Origin of the sequence: Hymenobacter sp. (assembly GCF_036387835.1) — a bacterium.
Taxonomy (GTDB): domain Bacteria; phylum Bacteroidota; class Bacteroidia; order Cytophagales; family Hymenobacteraceae; genus Hymenobacter.
Genome location: NZ_DASVSY010000037.1, coordinates 21744 through 39787, shown reverse-complemented (window position 1 = coordinate 39787; position 18044 = coordinate 21744). Strand labels below are relative to the sequence as shown.

Sequence of the window (18044 nt, the reverse complement as noted above, 5' to 3'; positions counted from 1 at the left end):
TACACAACTGCTGCTGTCTTATGAAACGCTTGGCTGCTACTTTTCTATTTCTTCTTATCTACATTGCTGCCGTTCGGGGGCAAGGCTACCAGCCGATCATCGAATCCACGGCTTGTTTGGTTAAATACGATGCCCGCCTGATAGTGAAATCCGGGTATCTGGTGGTGCCCGAAAACCGTCAGCGGCCCCAAGGTCGCAAAGTGAAAGTGCCGTTTTTGTTTGTGCGCAAGCCCGAGCAGGATGCCAGGCGCAATATTTCCCTGTTTAGTACGGGTGGCCCTGGCTACAGCACAACCGCCAACATAGACAGCATTGGCTACAAGTCCGGTCTATTAAAATACGGGGCCACCATTCTATTCGACCAACGAGGCACCAAGCGGGCGCAGCCCTGTCTGGACTGCCCGGAGGTATACGAGGCGATAAAGCGCAGCTACCGGACCGGCCTGAGCCAGGACAGCCTAGCAGAGGCCGCCGCCAAAGAGTGCCGTAAAAAGCTCACCAGCCAGGGCATCAACCTGTCGGCCTATAACACGGTAGAAAGCGCCGAAGATATTAACGACCTGCGGCGGGCGTTGCAGCTAGACTCGCTCAATCTTATTGGCGTATCCTATAGCGGCGGGTTGATGCTCACGGTGGTGCGCAACCATCCGGAAGCGGTACGCAGTTTGGTGCTCAATTCCCCGCTGCCCGGCTACGTGCATTACGAGGAAGAGGCCTTGCTTAACATCAATGAAGCCCTGGAGCAGGTTTTTGCCGACGTTGCGGCAGACCCTGCTTATGCTAACCTGCGAAGCCGATTTCACGCCTACTTTACGGCCATTACGGGCAAGAAATTCAAGTTGAAGTACTTGGAAAAAGGTGCTCGTGACAGCCTCACCATTACCTACACGAAACATGAGTTGCTGGGTGCAATAGTGGACCGATTGAATGGCAACCAAGTGAAAACACTGCCGGTTGTGATCAATGACCTGCTTCGTGGTCGCCATCGAGCCTACGTCCAGGAGCAGCTAGATGGTGTTTTTGCTGGTAACTCAGCTGAATCCTTGGGTATGCGGTATTCTGTGTATTGCACCGAACAAATAGCGTATGCAGATCCGGGCTTGGAGGCCGCGCAGGAGAAGACTGTGCCCTGGCTGGCCGGTTATCGTTTCAACAATGTCAACCACGCCATCTGTGCCTGCTGGCAGGTAAAGCCGGAACCAAAACTGGTTAAAACGCCCGTTTATTCGGCGGTGCCCGCCTTGATTGTAGCCGGTGATATTGATCCTTGGTGTCGGCCGTTCTACAATCAGCTCATCAAGCGTTATATGCCCAACAGTCAGCTGCTCCTCCAACATGGCTGGGGACACACGCCGGGGTTTAAAGCAGAAAATGTTGATTATGTTGAATTGTTTTTGGCGCATCCTTATCAGAAGCTTATTTCGCGGTCCAAAGACTTACTTATCGAATAAGTCAACTCTTGGTTGTTTGTTCTATGGATGCCACCCGCGCCACCCGTCTCAGTAAGTTTCTTAGTCTGCACCTGCGTCACCGCCCCGAGGCCCTGGGCTTAACGCTGGCCGAAGGGGGCTGGGTAGGAGTGGAGGAACTGCTAGCCGCCGCTGCTCGCCACGGCCAGCCCATCAGCCGCGCTGAGTTAGAAGAACTGGTAAGCGGAAGCGACAAACAACGGTTCGCCTTCGATGCCGAGGGCGCGCACATTCGGGCGCAACAAGGCCACAGCGTGCCCGTCGATTTGGGGTTGGTGCCCGTAACGCCGCCCGCCGTTCTTTATCATGGCACCGTGCCGGCCGCTTTGCCTACTATCCGGCGCGACGGCCTGCAAAAAATGAAGCGCCATCACGTGCACCTCTCGCCCGACGAAGAAACGGCCCGGCGCGTGGGCAACCGTCGCGGGCCCGCCGTGCTGCTAGCGGTTGATGCGGCTGGTTTGCAGGCACAGGGCCATGTGTTCTACGTGTCTGGCAACGGCGTTTGGCTCACCGACCACGTGCCTGCGCAATATTTGCGTGAGTTGTAAGGTTGTAAGGCCGCCAAATAGGAGGGAGACACTGGTTTCTGGTACGAAAGTCGTTGCTTTGCGGAGCCAACCCACGGTGGGGTGGCCACAGTTTATTTGTTGCTTTGGACAACCACGATCTTATAACCCGCACGGCCGACTTCGTCCGCGAAAAGTTCTTACACGAAGGATCTGGCCACGACTGGGAGCACATCCGCCGGGTATGGCAGGTGGCCCGTGCGCTGGCCCGCGACACTCCGCAGGCCGATCCGCTTATCACCGAATTGGGCGCTTTGCTGCATGACGTAGCCGATTGGAAATTCCATGACGGCGACGAAGAAGTTGGTCCTCGCGCTTCCCGCGCCTGGCTGGAAAGCCTGCAAGCCGAGGAAAGTGTTATTCAAGCCGTGGAAGTCATCATCCGCGAAATCAGCTTCAAAGGCCTAGGCGTGGCTACGCCCATGAGCTCGGTGGAAGGGGAGTTGGTGCAGGATGCCGACCGGCTCGATGCTATTGGGGCCATCGGGGTGGCACGGGCGTTTGCCTACGGTGGGCACAAAGGCCGGCCGTTGCACGATTCCAGCGTCCCGCCCGAAGTGCACGAGTCGTTTGAAAGCTACAAGAAGAACACCGCCCCAACCATCAATCATTTCTACGAAAAACTGCTGCACCTGCGGGAGCGGCTGCATACGCCCGCAGCCCAACGGGTAGCCGAGCAGCGTCATGCCTTTATGGAGCTGTTTCTGACGCAATTCCTACGGGAGTGGGAAGGCGAGGACGTGAGGTAAGTAGTCATCAATGAGACCATCAGGCTGCACATGACGCCTCAAGCCAGCAAGCCAGGGACCCGGAGGCGCAGTCGAAGCATCTCGCTAGCATAGCAAACGCAAGAGTACCTCAGCACGCGAGATGCTTCCTCAAGCGGACGCCAGATCAAGCAGGACCGTTCTATTCATCACTACACTACTCTTTGTTGCGTTTAGAACGAAGCTTTTGACGCACGTTGTTGATCCAACGGCCTACTTTGGTGCGCTTTCGAGTCTTCTGCTTGGCTGCTTGCTGCGTGACATTCGGGCGAGCCAACTTAACGGAGCCGGTGGCAAGAGGGGATTTAGGTTGTAGCCCCGATTGGGGTTCGGGCAGTCGGGGGCCAGACTTGGAAAGTACTTTGATGCTAAGCCTGCGGTTGAGGGCGCGCCCAACCGGAGCGGCATTGGAAGCTACGGCATACGCTTCACCGTAGCCCATAGCCTGCAAGCGTCCCATCGAAACGCCTTTTTCGGCCAGTGCCCGCATGGCCGTTTGGGCCCGGGCATCACTGAGGCGTAGGTTTTTCAAGCCGTCTCCGATACTGTCGCTGTAGCCGCCGAAAAGGATTTGAGTTCGGGGAAAGGTCCTAAGAATAGCCGCTAAATTGTCAAGCTGCTCCTGCGATTCGGATGTAAGCGTAGCTGCGCCCGATTTAAAGTACACCCGGTCGACATTGATCCAGCCAGTGGCGGGGTTGAGGGAGTCCACTTGGCGGTTGGCATCAGCCAGAAGGCGGTACAACTGGTATTCAGTGGAGTTCATTCCAACCCGTTGCGTGCTGCCGTCGGCCAACGTGATAATCAAGGGCTGGCCGGTGTTATAAATGTACGTGTCGGTGGCGGGGTCGTAATGGCCGGGCGGGGTTTGCGAGTTAGAAGCTGGGGTATCAGCAGCAGTTGCCGAGGCAGTGGTTGCCGTGTAGGCTACGGGAGTTTCTTGTTCGGTGAAGGCCGATCCATCGGTAGCAGGGAGTCCCTGGAAGAGGAGGTACCCAACCACCAACAAGGAGAGCAGCAACAGCGCCCATTTCCAGGAGGGCAGTTGCTTGAGATAGGAGCCAATCAGGGTACGGCGCTTCGGTACAAAAACGCTGCCCCCGCCTACGCGGGACCAGTCGCCGGCGCCGGCTTCAAACGTAGGAGTGGTTTGTGGGGTAGGTGGGGGGATGGCGCGCCGTGTTCTGGAACCAGGTATTGCCGCTGGCCGCTCTGTAGGAGTTGGTTGTGGAGTGTTGGCGGGAGCAATTGGTTGTCGTTGCAGCCAGTCACGTAAGCCAGAAGCATCTAAGCTCTGATCGGTAGCATACTTACCGAGGCCACCCAATACCGCCGCCACGGCTACTTCTAGCAGCTGGTTGAAAGAAGACAAAGGCATCCCTGCCTTGATAGACCTCCGAAATGTGGTCGATTCGTACGTGTCCTTGAGCAAGCCCTGCACCAGCAGTACGCCCCGGCCGCGCCAGCTGGCAATGTCGAGTTTATCGAGCTGAACTAGCACCTGGTCGTCCTGTGCCTGCCGCGTCGCGTCCCAAACGGCTTCTGCCCCGCGCGGCCGTGCGGCTTGCTCGGCTAGTAGGCGAACTAGCCACGGAATCAGGTCGGCCAATGCCTGGCCTACTATGGTCGTGCTTTTGCCAACCAAGGCGCTCAATTGGCTAATATGCTCTGGAGTTAGGCAGCCGTTAACCACTTCAACTACTGTTTCGTCCTGCTTCATGCCCTGGCCTTGTTAAACAAGTGTCACTTTAGTTGTACTGTACATTAGTATTTATAGAACGGCCCTAAAATCATACCAGGTAATTAGACTCCATAGGTAAATGCTTAACACAGTATTAAGCTGTATAGACTGATTGGCCTGTCTGAGCAGCCCGGCTACAACAAGAGTAAGAGCAGGGGACGCCAGGCTTAGTACGCACCAATAGGAAGAGTGTTTACGGGTTGGTGCTTAAGCCGGATTGAATATGGTTAAAACAAGCTTTTTGTTGGGATACTAGCGAGGAGTTTTACGGAGGATAGCAGGCTATCGGTAACTGAATATCTTTACCCCATGAAATTTTTTCTACTCTTCTCGCGGCGGTTTTGGCCGCTGCTTTTGCTGGTTATCGTTGCCTCGTGTCGCACCTGCCCAATTGTATCCTGCCATACTCGAAAGGTGCATTTCCATGATGGAGTGAAGTACCGGGGGCAGCCTATCTTCAAGAAACAGAACCCGGCTATCGGCGAGAAAATCAAGACGTACAACCCCAAAGCAGGCAAGCACAAGGCCGATAAAAGCCGGTCTATCCGTTAAGTTTCGGGTTAGTAATAAGACCAGCTAAATCGGGGCGGAAGCTCGGAAAAATGCGGTTTTTTACCTATCTTGCAGGCTAAACGCAACCATCATTCACGGGGCCGGAACTGCCTATGCAGGTAGCGGCCGGCCGACTAAGTTCTCCCTATGGCGGAAGGCGAAAAAATCATTCCGATTAACATCGAAGACGAGATGCGCGGCGCCTACATCGATTACTCGATGTCGGTTATCATCTCCCGGGCTTTGCCCGATGTACGCGACGGCCTCAAACCCGTACACCGACGCGTGCTCTACGGTATGAGCGAGCTAGGTGTCTCGTACAACAAATCCTACAAAAAGAGCGCCCGTATCGTGGGCGAAGTACTAGGTAAGTATCACCCGCACGGCGACTCGTCGGTGTATGATACGATGGTGCGCATGGCCCAGGACTGGAGCCTGCGCTACCCGCTCGTTGATGGGCAGGGCAACTTCGGCTCCGTCGACGGCGACTCGCCCGCGGCTATGCGTTACACGGAAGCCCGCCTTAAACGGCTGGCCGACGAAATGCTCGGTGACCTAGACAAGGAAACCGTCGATTTCCAGCCCAACTTCGACGACTCGCTGGAAGAGCCTAGCGTCATGCCTTCGAAGTTCCCGAACCTGCTGGTGAACGGTACGACGGGTATTGCCGTGGGTATGGCGACCAATATGCCGCCCCACAACATGACGGAAGTCGTGAACGGCATTATTGCCTACCTCGATAACTCCGAGGTTACCATCGCCGAGCTGATGGAACACATTACCGCCCCCGATTTTCCGACGGGTGGTACTATCTACGGCTACGAGGGCGTCAAGCAAGCCTTTGAAACGGGCCGCGGCCGGGTGGTCGTACGGGCAAAAGCTCACGTTGAAACCCTGGACAGCGGCAAAGAGCAGATCATCATCACCGAGATTCCCTACATGGTGAACAAGGCGTCGATGATCGAGAAAACGGCGGCGCTCATCAACGAGAAGCGCATCGAAGGCATTGCCGACCTGCGTGACGAGTCAGACCGGGACGGGATGCGCATTGTGTACGTGCTCAAGCGCGACGCCATGCCCAACGTGGTGCTCAACCAGTTGTATCGGTACACCCAGCTGCAATCCTCGTTTGGCGTCAACAACGTGTGCCTGGTAAAAGGCCGCCCGATGACGCTCAACCTCAAGGAGCTGATTCACTACTTTGTAGAGCACCGCGCCGATGTGGTTGTGCGCCGGACCCGCTACGAGTTGGCCGAAGCCCAAAAGCGCGCCCACATTCTCGAAGGTCTGCTCATCGCCCTCGACCACTTAGACGAGGTAATTGCGCTGATCCGTGGCTCACGCGACGGTGAAGTGGCCCGGGCTCAGCTCATTGAGCGTTTCTCGCTGAGTGAAGTGCAGGCCCGCGCTATTCTGGATATGCGTCTGCAGCGCCTCACCGGCCTGGAGCGCGACAAAATCGTGCAGGAGTACGACGAGCTGATGAAGCTGGTCGATTACCTGAAGTCGGTGCTGGCCTCGGAAGATCTGCAGCGTCAGATCATCCGCGACGAGCTGACCGATATCCGGGAGCGGTACGGCGACAAGCGGCGCACCATGATCGAGTACGCCGGTGGCGACTTCAGCATGGAAGATATGATTGCCGACGAGAGCATGGTGATCACCATCTCCAACGACGGCTACATCAAGCGCACGGCGCTGGCCGAATATCGCACGCAGGGTCGGGGAGGAGTAGGGGCCCGCGGGGCTGGTTCCAAGCAAGACGACTTCACCGAGCACTTGTTTGTGGCTACCACCCACGAGTACCTGCTGTTCTTTACCGAGCTTGGCCGGGTATTCTGGCTGAAAGTGTACGAAGTGCCCGAAGCCGGCAAGTCTGCCAAGGGCCGGCCGATTCAGAACCTGATCGAGATTCCGCGGGAAGACAACGTTCGTTCGGTACTGAACGTGCGGGGCCTGCGCGACCCGGATTACCTGGAGAACACCTACCTGATGTTCTGCACCGAGCAGGGCACCGTGAAGAAAACGCCGCTCGAAGCGTACTCACGGCCCCGTACGGCGGGTATCAACGCCATTACCATCAACGAAGGCGACCGGCTGCTCGACGTACAGTTGACCAGTGGCAAGTCGGAGGTGGTGGTAGCGCTGCGCTCGGGTCGGGCGGTGCGTTTCCCCGAGGAGAAAGTGCGCTCCATGGGCCGGACGGCTGCCGGGGTGCGCGGCATCACTCTCGGCGACGAGCAGGACCGGGTGGTGGGTATGGTGTGCATCGCCAACGACAGCCAAGAAGAACTGCTGGTAGTTTCCGAGAACGGCTACGGTAAGCGCAGCCCGCTCGAAGAGTACCGCATCACCAACCGGGGCGGTAAAGGCGTGCGGGCCATGAAAATCACCGAAAAAACCGGGGCTCTGGTAACCATCAAAGCCGTGTCGGATTCCGATGATTTGATGATCATCAATAAGTCGGGTATTACGCTGCGGATGAGCGTGGCCAAGGAGCTGCGTTCCATCGGTCGGGCTACCCAGGGGGTACGCCTGATCCGGTTGAGCAACGGCGACGCTATTTCGTCGGTGGCCAAAGTAGCGGCCGAAGACGAAAAGGCGTTGGACGCCGAATTATTAGTTGATGGCACGACCCTTGCAAACGGAGCAAACGGCGACGGTGCTACATCTTTGGCCATCGAGCCAGACTCGGATGATTTAGATTCTCTCACTGATCCAGACGCGCTCAGCGACAACTAAGCGTTGTTTCTTTCAAGTAGTGGTAGGAGTGGGGCTAACGTTAGAATAGACGTTGGCCTTACTTCTGCTGCTCCTGAAAGCTACTGAACCGGCAAGCTGAACTTCGCGCCGGATCTTTCGGTTTGTTCAGCAATTCCTTTCCACATCCACTTTCTTCACGAAAAAAAACCCATGAAGAAGATTATTCTGACGCTTGTTGCTGCGGCAGCTCTCACTTCCGCTTCGGCCCAGAATTCGGCTGTCACCAACGCCATTCTAAACCAGAAGCAAGGCCTGCTCGACAAAGCCCGCACCGAAATCGACAAAGCCATTGTAAACGAGAAAACCTCGACCAAGGCGAAAACCTGGTTTACGCGGGGTGAAATCTACGACGGCATGACTACCAACCCCATCTACGGCAAAGCTTTGCAGCCGGGAGAAGGTACTAAAGTCGCTTACGAGTCGTACAAAAAAGCCATTGAGTTAGACGGTAAAGATGGTGAGTACGGCAAACAAGCCACCGCCAAGCTCGATAACCTGTATGGTTTGGCGCTTAATGCTGGCGTAGAAAACTACAACGGTAAGAAGTACGATGATGCGCTGGCTTCCTACAAGATGGCCCAGCAGATCCGGCCGCAGGATACTACGGCCTATTTGTATGCTGCTTTCGCCGCCGAAGCCAAAGAAGACTTCGCCACAGCCAAGCAGACCTATGCTCAATTGCAGAGCATGAATTACAAGTCACCCCAGATGTACGGCCGAATGCTGCAGATTGCGCGTCAGGAGAAAAATGACCAGGAGGCCATGAAGGTGGTGGAGCAGGCACTGAAAGCATATCCCAACAACAAGAGCTTTATGCTGGAGGAGTTGAATATGTACTTAAGCGCCGGTCGTGGCAAAGAAGCCATCACCAAAATCGAAAGCGCTATTGCTGCCGACCCGAAGAACTCCAACCTGTATGCGGTGCTCGGTTCGATTTACGACCAGGACAAGCAGCCAGAGAAAGCCTTAGCCGCTTACCGCAAGGCCGTTGAAGTTGATCCTAATAACTTCGACGCCAACTTCAACCTAGGCGTGTATAACTACAACAAAGCTGCTGATTTATATACCAAAGCCAGCAAGATGGACTTGGCAACGTATCAGAAGAGCGGAAAAAACTTTGAAACCCAGGGCAAGAAGTTTTTCACGGATTCAGTGCCATATTTCGAGAAGGCGCTGGTTATTCAGCCCGATGATCGTGCTACCATTTCCTCGTTGGGCAAGGTGTACGCCAAGCTAGGCCGCACCTCTGATGCCGAGAAGATGAACGCCAAGCTTGACAGTTTGAAGAAATAGTCGCTCTTGTGCTTTTAAGCAGGAGAGGATAGAAGTAAACCAGCCCGAGGCCGCGTAGCAGCTTCGGGCTGGTTTTTGAAAAGTCTACTTAACATAATATAAATTATAAGACAAATAAAACAGTTTATGTGTGGCAGGCTTATGAGGCAATAGCGTTCCTTCAAAATCTAGCAGAATTCGGTTGCTCCAATGATCAACGCGTTAGCCAACGTTCAGAGAAGCTGGCTGAATATCACTCCCGATACCGGGGCCTTTCTAGCGCTTCTAATAAAGGCAATGCAAGCCCGCGCTGTATTGGAAATTGGCACCTCTTTGGCTAGCCGATGCGCTGGAAGACACTGGTGGCCACGTAACAACTATATGTAGTAGAAACTCGTGCTGAGCATTGGTTGCCTACGTGTGCCAGTACTTTCGACTTTATTCTCCTTGATGCTGATCGCGCGCAATACGTTGGCTGGTGGCCTCAGTTGTTCTCCCTGCTAAAACACGGTGGTTTACTCGTAGTAGATAATGCGCTATCCCATCAAGATGAGCTAAAGAGTTTTGCGGCACTGTTAGCATCGACACCTGGAATAGAAACTGTGCTGGTGCCAATTGGTAAAAGTGAGTTGTTAGTCTGGAAAGGTTCAGCAGCGAAAATAGAATAAGGTAGAAGTATGATACCAGCAGAAAGAATGATTGCTCCTCTCCTATTATCTAAGCTCCAGATAAAACGCGACTCTGCGTTGTAATTCTGCTTTTGCGGCCCTCTACAGGTACTTATATAGTAAGGATTAGAAAACCTCTCTTTGTATACACTAAGTTGTCTGAGTAGCAAACAGGGAGTTTTATCGGCATTTAAGAAAGGGTCCGCCCTCGCCCCGCCCCAATGTTAGTTTGGTATAAAAAATGATATGAGTGGAAGGATAGGATGTAAGAAAAAATAGCATAATAGCATCTAATGGCACATAATAGCACAAAAAGTATAAGAAAGTATAACTTTTATGGGCTGTTTTATACTTTATACTACTTTTACACACTTTTTATTCTTATACTTGCCTTCCACTTAACACTTCCTCTTTATGCCTAAAACCATAGACTATCCTAGAACTACCTACCAAAGCGCATGGGAAGTCTCAGAAGTAGTTGATGATACGGGTGGTAAATGCTCCCTTGAAACTTGTGCTCGTAAGCTTAATCGCAAAGTCAGTGGTTCCTTCAAAGCTATTCTTGGCTCAGCAGTGAAGTTTGGCTTGCTTACTAGCAAGAGGGAGTTGCTTACTACTACCAATCTGTTTCGCCGCATCAAGCATGCCTATGACAAACAGGAAGAGACACTGTATCACCGCGAGGCTTTCTTACATCCACCACTCTTCACGCAGATATGCCGCAAGTTTCGCAACCGTGAGCTTCCTGTCCACATGTTTGATATCATGCTCATCCGTGAATTTGGCGTTGAAGAGATAAATGCTCAAAACGTAGCCAAAGCTTTCGTTGAGGGCGCGCGCATGACTGGCGTTATAGATGAACGTAATGTTATTGCGGATATAGACCAACTAGCGGCCCAGCAAGGCCCACGGCGAGAGTTAGCTACAGGCGAGATGCCTCTCAACTTATTCCGGGGTACTGATGCATCTAAGGCTCCCACAGATACTAGTTCGGGCTCACCTAGTGCTCCAAGCAATTCCTCTAACTCAGCACAAACTAAACCACCGGTTTTAGACCCTGAGGCAGACGATGAAGAGGTTCCTAGTACATCTTCTAACAGAGCCTATGTACCACCATCCACAGTAAGAACAGTAAGTAAAGCCACTCTGCTTGAAGACTCCGATGCTGACCCCATATCGGCGTTGTTTGGACTGCATACTTCCTCTCGCGTGCCTGGTCCTACGGCTACGCCTTCGCACGCTTCAGAAGAGGATACGGAAGCACATAATAAATCGGCATCTTATACTCTTCCCCCTCAAGCTCCTATAAGCGCGCCCATATCGGCGGCACCATCTTCTCCTCCCTCTCCGCCTGCCAAACCACGAGCTACCCCGGCCCCACCATTGGCTACCCCAGCGTCAGCAGGCTCTCTTAGCTTTATGATTCACATCAGCGGCCCGGGCCTCGATACCCAACTGCACATTCAAGACACCGACGATTTAGAGATTGTGCGAATTCTGTTAGATAAGATTCGCAAACAATTAAGTTAACGTCTTGACATACGATTACAGGCAAATGCCCACCTAGTAGCAATAGGTGGGCATTTGCCTGTAGTAGCATTTAGTCGGTGAATTATTCCTCCCGGCGAACTCCCTGCGAAATGGTGCTGTGCCGCTGCCGGAGCACCTCCACAATGTTTTCCAGCGAAAGGCCGGAGGCCGTAAGTAGTACCAACAAATGGTAAAGCAGGTCGGCCGCTTCCCCTTGCAGGCCCTCGCGGTTGCCTGCTACTGCATCAATAACCGTCTCTACGGCCTCCTCTCCTACTTTTTGCGCCATTTTGGGGATTCCCTTACGAAACAACGAGGCGGTGTAGGACTTGGGCTCCTCCTCAGGGAAACGGTGCCGACGCTGCACCAGTCGCTCCAGTTCCGCCACGAAACTAATGGCCGGCGCGGGGTAGGCTTGCTGCTCGGGCTGCTCGAAGCAGCTGGTGGTACCCCGGTGGCAGGTGGGGCCGTCGGGGGTGGCCAGGATCAGCAGGGCATCCTGGTCGCAATCGGGGTGCATGCTGACTACCGTGAGGAAGTTGCCGCTGGTTTCGCCTTTGGTCCAGAGCCGCTGCTTGGAGCGGGAAAAGAACGTAACCCGTCCCTCCTGCTGCGTCTTCAGTAAGGCTTCTTCGTTCTGATAGCCGAGCATCAACACCTGACCCGTCTGCGCATCCTGAACGATAACCGGCACCAAGCCGTCGGGCATTTTAGTGAAATCCATATGATTGTAGTTACTGATTTCTACTTGCCTGTTTCCAACCAAATAACTAAAAACGAGCAAGTAGGAACTCGTTTTTTACAGACGTACCGGGATACCGTCGTGGCGGAGATGTTGTTTCAATTCGCGGATACCGATTTCGCCGAAGTGAAAGATACTGGCGGCCAGACCGGCGTCGGCGTGAGCTAACTGAAAGACGTCGGTGAAGTCTTGTTTAGACCCCGCCCCGCCGGAGGCCACTACCGGCACCCCTACCGCCCGGCTAACGGCCCCCGTAATATCGAGGGCGAAGCCGGCCTTACACCCATCGTTACTCATGCTGGTAAGCAGGATTTCCCCGGCGCCGCGGTCAGCGGCCTCCCGGCACCACGCCACGGCGTCGAGGCCCGTGTTGTGGGTGCCGGCGCGGGTATAGATCTGCCAGCCGTCGGGCTCGTGGTAACGGGCGTCGGCCGCCACCACAATGCATTGAGAACCGAACCGACGGGCCAGCTCGTCAATAAGCTCTGGGCGGGCCAGTGCTGCCGAATTGATGCTCACCTTATCAGCGCCGTTCAGTAGCAAGGCCTCTACGTCCTTCACCGTCCCGATACCCCCCCCCACGGTGAACGGGATATCCAGTTCCCGGGCCACATCGCGCACTAAGGCCACCAGGGTTGCGCGCTTTTGGTTGGTGGCCGTGATGTCGAGAAACACCAGCTCGTCGGCACCCTCACGGGCATAGCGGGAGGCCAAGGCCACCGGGTCGCCGGCATCGCGCAGCCCTTCGAAGCGGACGCCCTTCACGGTGCGCCCGTCTTTCACGTCGAGGCAGGGAATAATACGTTTGGTTAGCATGGGGTTGGTTTCTTGTTATTAGTTTTTAGGTTCTGGTTGCTGGTTGCTAATTGTTCTCCGCCAAGTGAGCCTACATATTCCTTCTCATCGACTAGAAACCAGCAACCAGAACCCAGCAACCAGAACCTCCGTGTTAAAGCCACGGCTGCAGTTCGGGCAGCGTGATGGTGCCTTCGTAGATGGCCTTGCCGATGATAGCCCCGTGCATGCCGATTTCCGCTAGTGCCGCTACGTCCGCAATAGTCGTGACGCCACCGCTGGCAATAAGCCGGGCTTCGGGCAGCGCCTGCCGCAGTGTGCGGTAGGTAGCCAGCGCGGGGCCCTGGAGCTTGCCGTCCTTGCTCACATCGGTACAGATGAAGGTGGTAGCCCCGGCCGCTAAGTATTGCTGCAGAAACTCTTGAAGCGTCCGTTCGCTTTGCTCGGCCCAGGCATTGATGGAAATGTGATTGTCGCGGAAGTCGGCGCCCACAATAATCTTTTCAGCCCCAAACGACTGGAGCCACCCTCCTACCAATGCCGGCTCCCGCACTGCAATACTGCCGGCCGTTACTTGCACGGCCCCCGCATCAAACGCCTGCCGGATAGCTTCCTCACTTTGGAGCCCGCCGCTATAGTCGATGACCAGCGTGGTGTTCGTGGCAATCCGCTCCAACACAGGCAGATTCACGGGGCGCTTGGCCCGGGCCCCATCCAGATCCACCAGATGCAGCCGTTTCACTCCCTGCTGCTCGAAGCGTTGGGCCACGGCCACCGGGTCGGAATCATAGGTGGTCTGCTGAGCGAAGTCGCCTTCCGTAAGACGGACGCATTGCCCGTTGATGAGGTCAATGGCGGGGATAATTTCCATGTTGGTGATAATTAATTGCTGATTGCTGATTGTTAGTTGCTGATTGCTGACTAGCTTATTTCAACTACCCGCAATCAACAATCACCTCACATTTTCAGAAAGTTTTCGAGGATGCGGGTACCGACCGGGCCGCTCTTTTCGGTGTGGAACTGGACGGCGTAGAAGTTCTGGTGCTGGACAGCGGCACTGAAAGGAGCAGGATACGTGGCCTCGGCAATGGTGTATTCGCCGACCGGGGCGTAGTAGCTGTGCACGAAGTAGACGTAGTCTTCTTCCCGTAAGCCGGCAAAGAGTGGCGACTGTAGGTTTTGCAAGGTGTTCCAACCCATGTGGGGCACCTTATACTCCACACTCGCCGGGAAGCGCACCACATCGAATGGAAGTATGCCGAGCAAGTCGGCGTTGTTTTCCTCGCTGTGCTGGCCGAGCAACTGCATCCCCAAACAAATTCCAAGGAAAGGTTGCGTAAGGGTTGGCAGTAGCTGGTCGAGCCCGTGAGCACGTAGTTCCTCCATGGCCGAAGCCGCCTCCCCCTCCCCCGGAAACAGAATCTTATCGGCCCGCTGAATGGCATCATGATTTGCCGTCAGGGTGGCGGCTACCCCTAAACGGTCGAGCGCAAAAAGCACCGACTGAACATTGCCCCCTTTGTAATCAATTACTGCGATTTCCATTTGACGATTATGAAACTGAGCATTCTTTACTCATTTGTTTATACATATGGTAAAGCCTCCACCTAGCCATTGCCTTCCGTGACAGGTATTGATTGGCAACTTCAAAACGCGCTATCACCCTGAAATCAAGCAACCTAGATCAGTTTACACATTTGTTTTAACATATGTGTAAGTCTACAAAATCCCCTTAGTGCTCGGGATTTCCATCTTGCTGGCGTCGCGCACTAAGGCCATCTTAATAGCTTTGGCCACCGCCTTGAAAATGGCTTCTATCTTATGGTGCTCGTTGGCACCCTCGGCTTTGATGTTGAGGTTGCAACGAGCCCCATCGGAGAAGCTTTTAAAGAAATGGTTAAACATTTCAGTAGGCATGTCCCCTACTCTCTCTCGTTTGAAGTCCACTTCCCACACCAACCACGGACGGCCCGAAAAGTCGACAGCGGCTTGAGCCAGTACGTCGTCCATGGGCAGCAGGAAACCGTAGCGGGCCAGACCGCGCTTGTCGCCGAGGGCCTGGCTGAAAGCTTCGCCCAAGGCAATGGCCGTGTCCTCTATAGTATGGTGCTCGTCGATGTGCAGGTCGCCTTGCACCTCGATCTTCAGGTCAACCCCCGAGTGCTTACTTAGTTGATCGAGCATATGATCAAAAAAGCCCAAACCGGTATGCATCTGCGGCCGGCCATTGCCGTCCAGGTTTAACTCGATGCGAATCTTGGTTTCGTTGGTGTCTCTTTGTACTACGGCAGTACGAGCCGGCAGCCGGAGGAATTGGTATATCTTTTCCCAACTGGTAGTAGTCAAGACGGCACGCTCGTCGCTTTCGGTTTCTGGCTTTAGTAGTACCGCCTGACATCCTAGGTTCACAGCCAGTTCAACGTCCGTTAGACGGTCGCCCAAAACGAAAGAATTCGAAAGGTCATAGCCGCTACCCTCTCCCATATAATGTTGTAACATGCCAATGCCTGGTTTGCGGGTAGGCAAGTTTTCATGGGGAAAGCTCCGGTCGATATGTTCCCTGACGAACTCCACTCCTTCTGAGCGCAGAATGTCGAGCATCATCGTGTGCGCTGGCCAGAAAGTTTCTTCCGGGAAACTGGCGGTGCCGAGGCCGTCTTGGTTGCTCACCAGCACTAGCTCGTAGTCTAGCTCGCGGGCAATACGCGCTAAGCCCGTGATGGCTCCTGGTACAAACTGAAATTTTTCTCTGCTCAGAGAATCTATTTGAAAATCCGTGGGCGGCTCAATCAGGATGGTGCCGTCCCGGTCAATGAAGAGAACTTTTTTCATGGGTGAAAGATACCGCCGGGTTCTATGGTTGGCCCCGGCGCAGAGTATATAAAGTGTAAAGGCCCGCGCTGCTAAAGGGCAGCCGGCAGCAAGCTACCAATGAAATGAGCATAGGCTTCGCCCAACGGCAACTCCAGATTGGTGGCCAGGCGGCGCCGGATGGTTTCGACGGGCAACTGGCTGATTGGGTTCAGTGCCGGTTTGCGGTAATCTTCCCAATACAAGCCCACGCCCCGTTTTTGCCAGGCCGGCAGGTTGTTGTAGTTGATACCCGCTTCGAACAGTAAGTCGTGCTTGGCGGCCGTACTTTGCCCTTTCACCTGGCTGGTGGCCTCCCCTACCGTCCGCCCTTGCTTGCGTAGCAACCAGTAGCAGTGGGCGTTCAAGGAATTACGGGCAGCATCTTCCTGCCGCCACCGGAAATAATCAAGCACATCTTCGCGGCGCGGCAGTTGCGAGATTCGGCAGTCAAAAACGCCCGCGGCGCCTAGCTGCAAAGAAAACCACGCCGAGGCCTCGCCCGCCAATACCGACAGGTACTTGCGCAGCTTACGGCCGAAGGCATCCTCATCGGGATGAAGTAGCAAAGAGATTTCGTCGCTCTGGGTATACCCGTACACCATCCGAAACCCGCACTCCAATAAGTGCCGGGTGGTTTCTACCATGTAGTCGCGCATGCGCTCATCGAAGGGGGCCTCGAAGGGATGCACTTCTTTGGTTAGCCGCGTGAAGCCGCGGCCGTCGAGGCGGGCCACCAGGTAGAGGCCGGGCAAGGCGCAGTGGTCGTGGGACGTTTCAAATACGCGCAGGCGCGCGTCGAGGTCATTGAACTTCATCCTGCCAATCGTTGATTGCAAATTCGTTGTTCCCGAGGGCCCGCACGTAGTAGAGGTGGTCGAAGCCTTCGGCGCGGATTGGTTTTTCCAGCCGGTTGCGGGTACCCCGAATGCCGCGGTCGGGAACCTGGCGCTCGGGTGGGCGCTGCTGGTTGCGCTCCAAGGCTTCGGCGGCTACCGAGTGGAAAAAGTAGCCCACGATTTCAAAGCCGGCCGCGCGAGCCGGTTCTATGTAGGTGGCCCGTTCGGCGCGGGTTGGGTTGGTGTTGTCAATCACGCAGCGCATCTGGGTTTCCAGGCACAGCTGCAACAGCCGCCGCTCCCGGTTGCGGGTGCGCAGCAAGTCCAGGCTGATACGCACGTGCGAATGAAAGAAATGCTGCTGATAGAAAGTGGACTTCCCCGTCGCCTGAATCCCGCAGAACACAACCAGCTGCATAGTTTTTCTGCTAACGGGGTGTCTCGAAGTTTTCCAGGGCCTGCACCAGTTGTTCGTTTTCGGCGGTAGTACCCACCGTCAGGCGCAGCGTACCGGCACAGCCCGGCTGCGTGGTTCGGTTGCGCACCACAATGCCTTGGCCGAGCAGGTACTCATACACAACCGTAGCGTCGGGGTGAAACCGCACCAGCAGGAAATTGGCATCGGAAGGAAACACCTCGGCCACAATGGGCAGGGCGGGCAAACGCTGGGCGAGCCAGTCGCGGCCCGCCAGGAGCTGCTCGCGCATTTGCCCGAAGTGGGGCGCATCCTGTAGCGCGGCGAGGGCATGTTGCTGCGTGGCTTCCGATATATTGTAAGGCGGCTTGATTTTGTTGAGGTAGGTGATGATTTCCGGCGAGGCGAAAGCCATGCCCAACCGTAGGCCAGCCAATCCCCACGCTTTCGAGAACGTCTGCAACACCACCAGATTGGGAAACTCCGCCAGGCGCGTGGTCCAGCTCGGCGCCGCCGCGAAATCGGCATACGCCTCATCGACCACCACCAGCCCTTTGAACCCGCGCAGGATTTGCTCGATACCCTCGGCGTGCAGCAGGTTACCCGTGGGGTTATTCGGGGAACACAGGAACACGAGCTTCGCGTTGGAGGCGAGTACGGCGGCCACGATGTCGGGCGAGAGTTGGAAGTCGGCGGTGAGTGGTACCCGCTCGATGCCGACATCATTAAGGTTCGCCGCTACTTCATACATGCCGTAGGTGGGTGGCAAGAGCAGAATACTGTCCTGACCGGGCGTGCAGGTGAGGCGCACCAGCAGGTCGATGGCTTCGTCGGAACCGTTGCCGAGGAAGATCTGCGCGGGCTCCACTCCTTTCAGTTCAGTTAAGCGCGCTTTCACGGCGCGCTGCTGCGGGTCGGGGTAGCGGTTAAACAAGTCGGGGCCCGCGCTGCCAAGGCTATTCTCGTTGGCGTCGAGCATGATTTGGGCCTCGCCCTGAAATTCGTCGCGGGCAGAAGAATACGGTTTCATGGCCCGGATATTGGGCCGAACTAGATTTTCAATTACCATTTA

Annotated in this window: 17 protein-coding genes; 8 read left to right on the top strand and 9 right to left on the bottom strand. The window is 55.2% G+C overall.

Features of this window, described 5'->3' with window-relative positions:
• Window positions 1-20: 20 nt before the first annotated feature.
• The 3 genes from VF639_RS07460 to VF639_RS07450 all read left to right on the top strand — a co-directional run bounded on the left by VF639_RS07460 (window position 21) and on the right by VF639_RS07450 (window position 2787).
• Entirely contained in the window at window positions 21-1451 is a 1431-nt protein-coding gene (locus VF639_RS07460; protein WP_331145271.1) for an alpha/beta fold hydrolase, read from the top strand.
• Between the two features lie 23 nt (window positions 1452-1474).
• On the top strand, window positions 1475-2020 hold the full coding sequence (locus VF639_RS07455) for an RNA 2'-phosphotransferase (RefSeq protein ID WP_331145270.1): 546 nt from the start codon (window positions 1475-1477) through the stop codon (window positions 2018-2020).
• 104 nt (window positions 2021-2124) lie between these two features.
• On the top strand, window positions 2125-2787 hold the full coding sequence (locus tag VF639_RS07450) for an HD domain-containing protein (RefSeq protein ID WP_331145269.1): 663 nt from the start codon (window positions 2125-2127) through the stop codon (window positions 2785-2787).
• Between the two features lie 175 nt (window positions 2788-2962).
• On the opposite strand, the gene VF639_RS07445 is transcribed toward VF639_RS07450, so the two are convergent.
• Entirely contained in the window at window positions 2963-4525 is a 1563-nt protein-coding gene (locus VF639_RS07445) for an OmpA family protein (RefSeq protein ID WP_331145268.1), read from the bottom strand.
• A gap of 330 nt (window positions 4526-4855) precedes the next feature.
• Here VF639_RS07445 and VF639_RS07440 point away from each other — a divergent pair, with 330 nt between their 5' ends.
• From VF639_RS07440 to VF639_RS07425, 5 genes are all read left to right on the top strand, one after another.
• Window positions 4856-5098 carry a hypothetical protein gene (locus VF639_RS07440; RefSeq protein WP_331145267.1) on the top strand — a complete coding sequence of 81 codons (243 nt, stop codon included), beginning with the start codon at window positions 4856-4858 and terminating at the stop codon, window positions 5096-5098.
• 147 nt (window positions 5099-5245) lie between these two features.
• The gene (gene gyrA, locus VF639_RS07435) at window positions 5246-7840 is read left to right on the top strand and encodes a DNA gyrase subunit A (RefSeq protein WP_331145266.1); all 2595 of its coding nucleotides are present in this window, start codon (window positions 5246-5248) and stop codon (window positions 7838-7840) included.
• 171 nt (window positions 7841-8011) lie between these two features.
• On the top strand, window positions 8012-9154 hold the full coding sequence (locus VF639_RS07430; RefSeq protein ID WP_331145265.1) for a tetratricopeptide repeat protein: 1143 nt from the start codon (window positions 8012-8014) through the stop codon (window positions 9152-9154).
• 389 nt (window positions 9155-9543) lie between these two features.
• Window positions 9544-9801: an O-methyltransferase gene (locus VF639_RS25330; RefSeq protein WP_414654681.1), complete on the top strand. Its 258-nt coding sequence runs from the start codon at window positions 9544-9546 to the stop codon at window positions 9799-9801.
• A 414-nt stretch (window positions 9802-10215) separates the two neighbouring features.
• On the top strand, window positions 10216-11331 hold the full coding sequence (locus VF639_RS07425; RefSeq protein WP_331145264.1) for a hypothetical protein: 1116 nt from the start codon (window positions 10216-10218) through the stop codon (window positions 11329-11331).
• A gap of 82 nt (window positions 11332-11413) precedes the next feature.
• On the opposite strand, the gene hisIE is transcribed toward VF639_RS07425, so the two are convergent.
• The 8 genes from hisIE to hisC all read right to left on the bottom strand — a co-directional run bounded on the left by hisIE (window position 11414) and on the right by hisC (window position 18041).
• Window positions 11414-12055, bottom strand: coding sequence for a bifunctional phosphoribosyl-AMP cyclohydrolase/phosphoribosyl-ATP diphosphatase HisIE (gene hisIE, locus VF639_RS07420; RefSeq protein ID WP_331145263.1), 642 nt, complete (start codon window positions 12053-12055; stop codon window positions 11414-11416).
• Window positions 12056-12130: 75 nt separating this feature from the next.
• Entirely contained in the window at window positions 12131-12889 is a 759-nt protein-coding gene (hisF, locus tag VF639_RS07415) for an imidazole glycerol phosphate synthase subunit HisF (protein WP_331145262.1), read from the bottom strand.
• 133 nt (window positions 12890-13022) lie between these two features.
• Entirely contained in the window at window positions 13023-13739 is a 717-nt protein-coding gene (gene hisA / locus VF639_RS07410; RefSeq protein WP_331145261.1) for a 1-(5-phosphoribosyl)-5-[(5-phosphoribosylamino)methylideneamino]imidazole-4-carboxamide isomerase, read from the bottom strand.
• An 86-nt stretch (window positions 13740-13825) separates the two neighbouring features.
• Window positions 13826-14413, bottom strand: a complete 588-nt coding sequence (gene hisH, locus VF639_RS07405) for an imidazole glycerol phosphate synthase subunit HisH (protein WP_331145260.1) — start codon at window positions 14411-14413, stop codon at window positions 13826-13828.
• 174 nt (window positions 14414-14587) lie between these two features.
• Window positions 14588-15700 carry a bifunctional histidinol-phosphatase/imidazoleglycerol-phosphate dehydratase HisB gene (gene hisB / locus VF639_RS07400; RefSeq protein ID WP_331145259.1) on the bottom strand — a complete coding sequence of 371 codons (1113 nt, stop codon included), beginning with the start codon at window positions 15698-15700 and terminating at the stop codon, window positions 14588-14590.
• A 71-nt stretch (window positions 15701-15771) separates the two neighbouring features.
• Window positions 15772-16536 carry a tRNA(His) guanylyltransferase Thg1 family protein gene (locus VF639_RS07395; RefSeq protein ID WP_331145258.1) on the bottom strand — a complete coding sequence of 255 codons (765 nt, stop codon included), beginning with the start codon at window positions 16534-16536 and terminating at the stop codon, window positions 15772-15774.
• On the bottom strand, window positions 16523-16975 hold the full coding sequence (locus VF639_RS07390) for an ATP-binding protein (protein ID WP_331145257.1): 453 nt from the start codon (window positions 16973-16975) through the stop codon (window positions 16523-16525). Before VF639_RS07390 ends, VF639_RS07395 begins: the two co-directional genes overlap by 14 nt.
• Window positions 16976-16985: 10 nt before the next feature.
• Window positions 16986-18041 carry a histidinol-phosphate transaminase gene (gene hisC, locus VF639_RS07385; protein WP_331145256.1) on the bottom strand — a complete coding sequence of 352 codons (1056 nt, stop codon included), beginning with the start codon at window positions 18039-18041 and terminating at the stop codon, window positions 16986-16988.
• Between the last annotated feature and the right edge of the window lie 3 nt (window positions 18042-18044).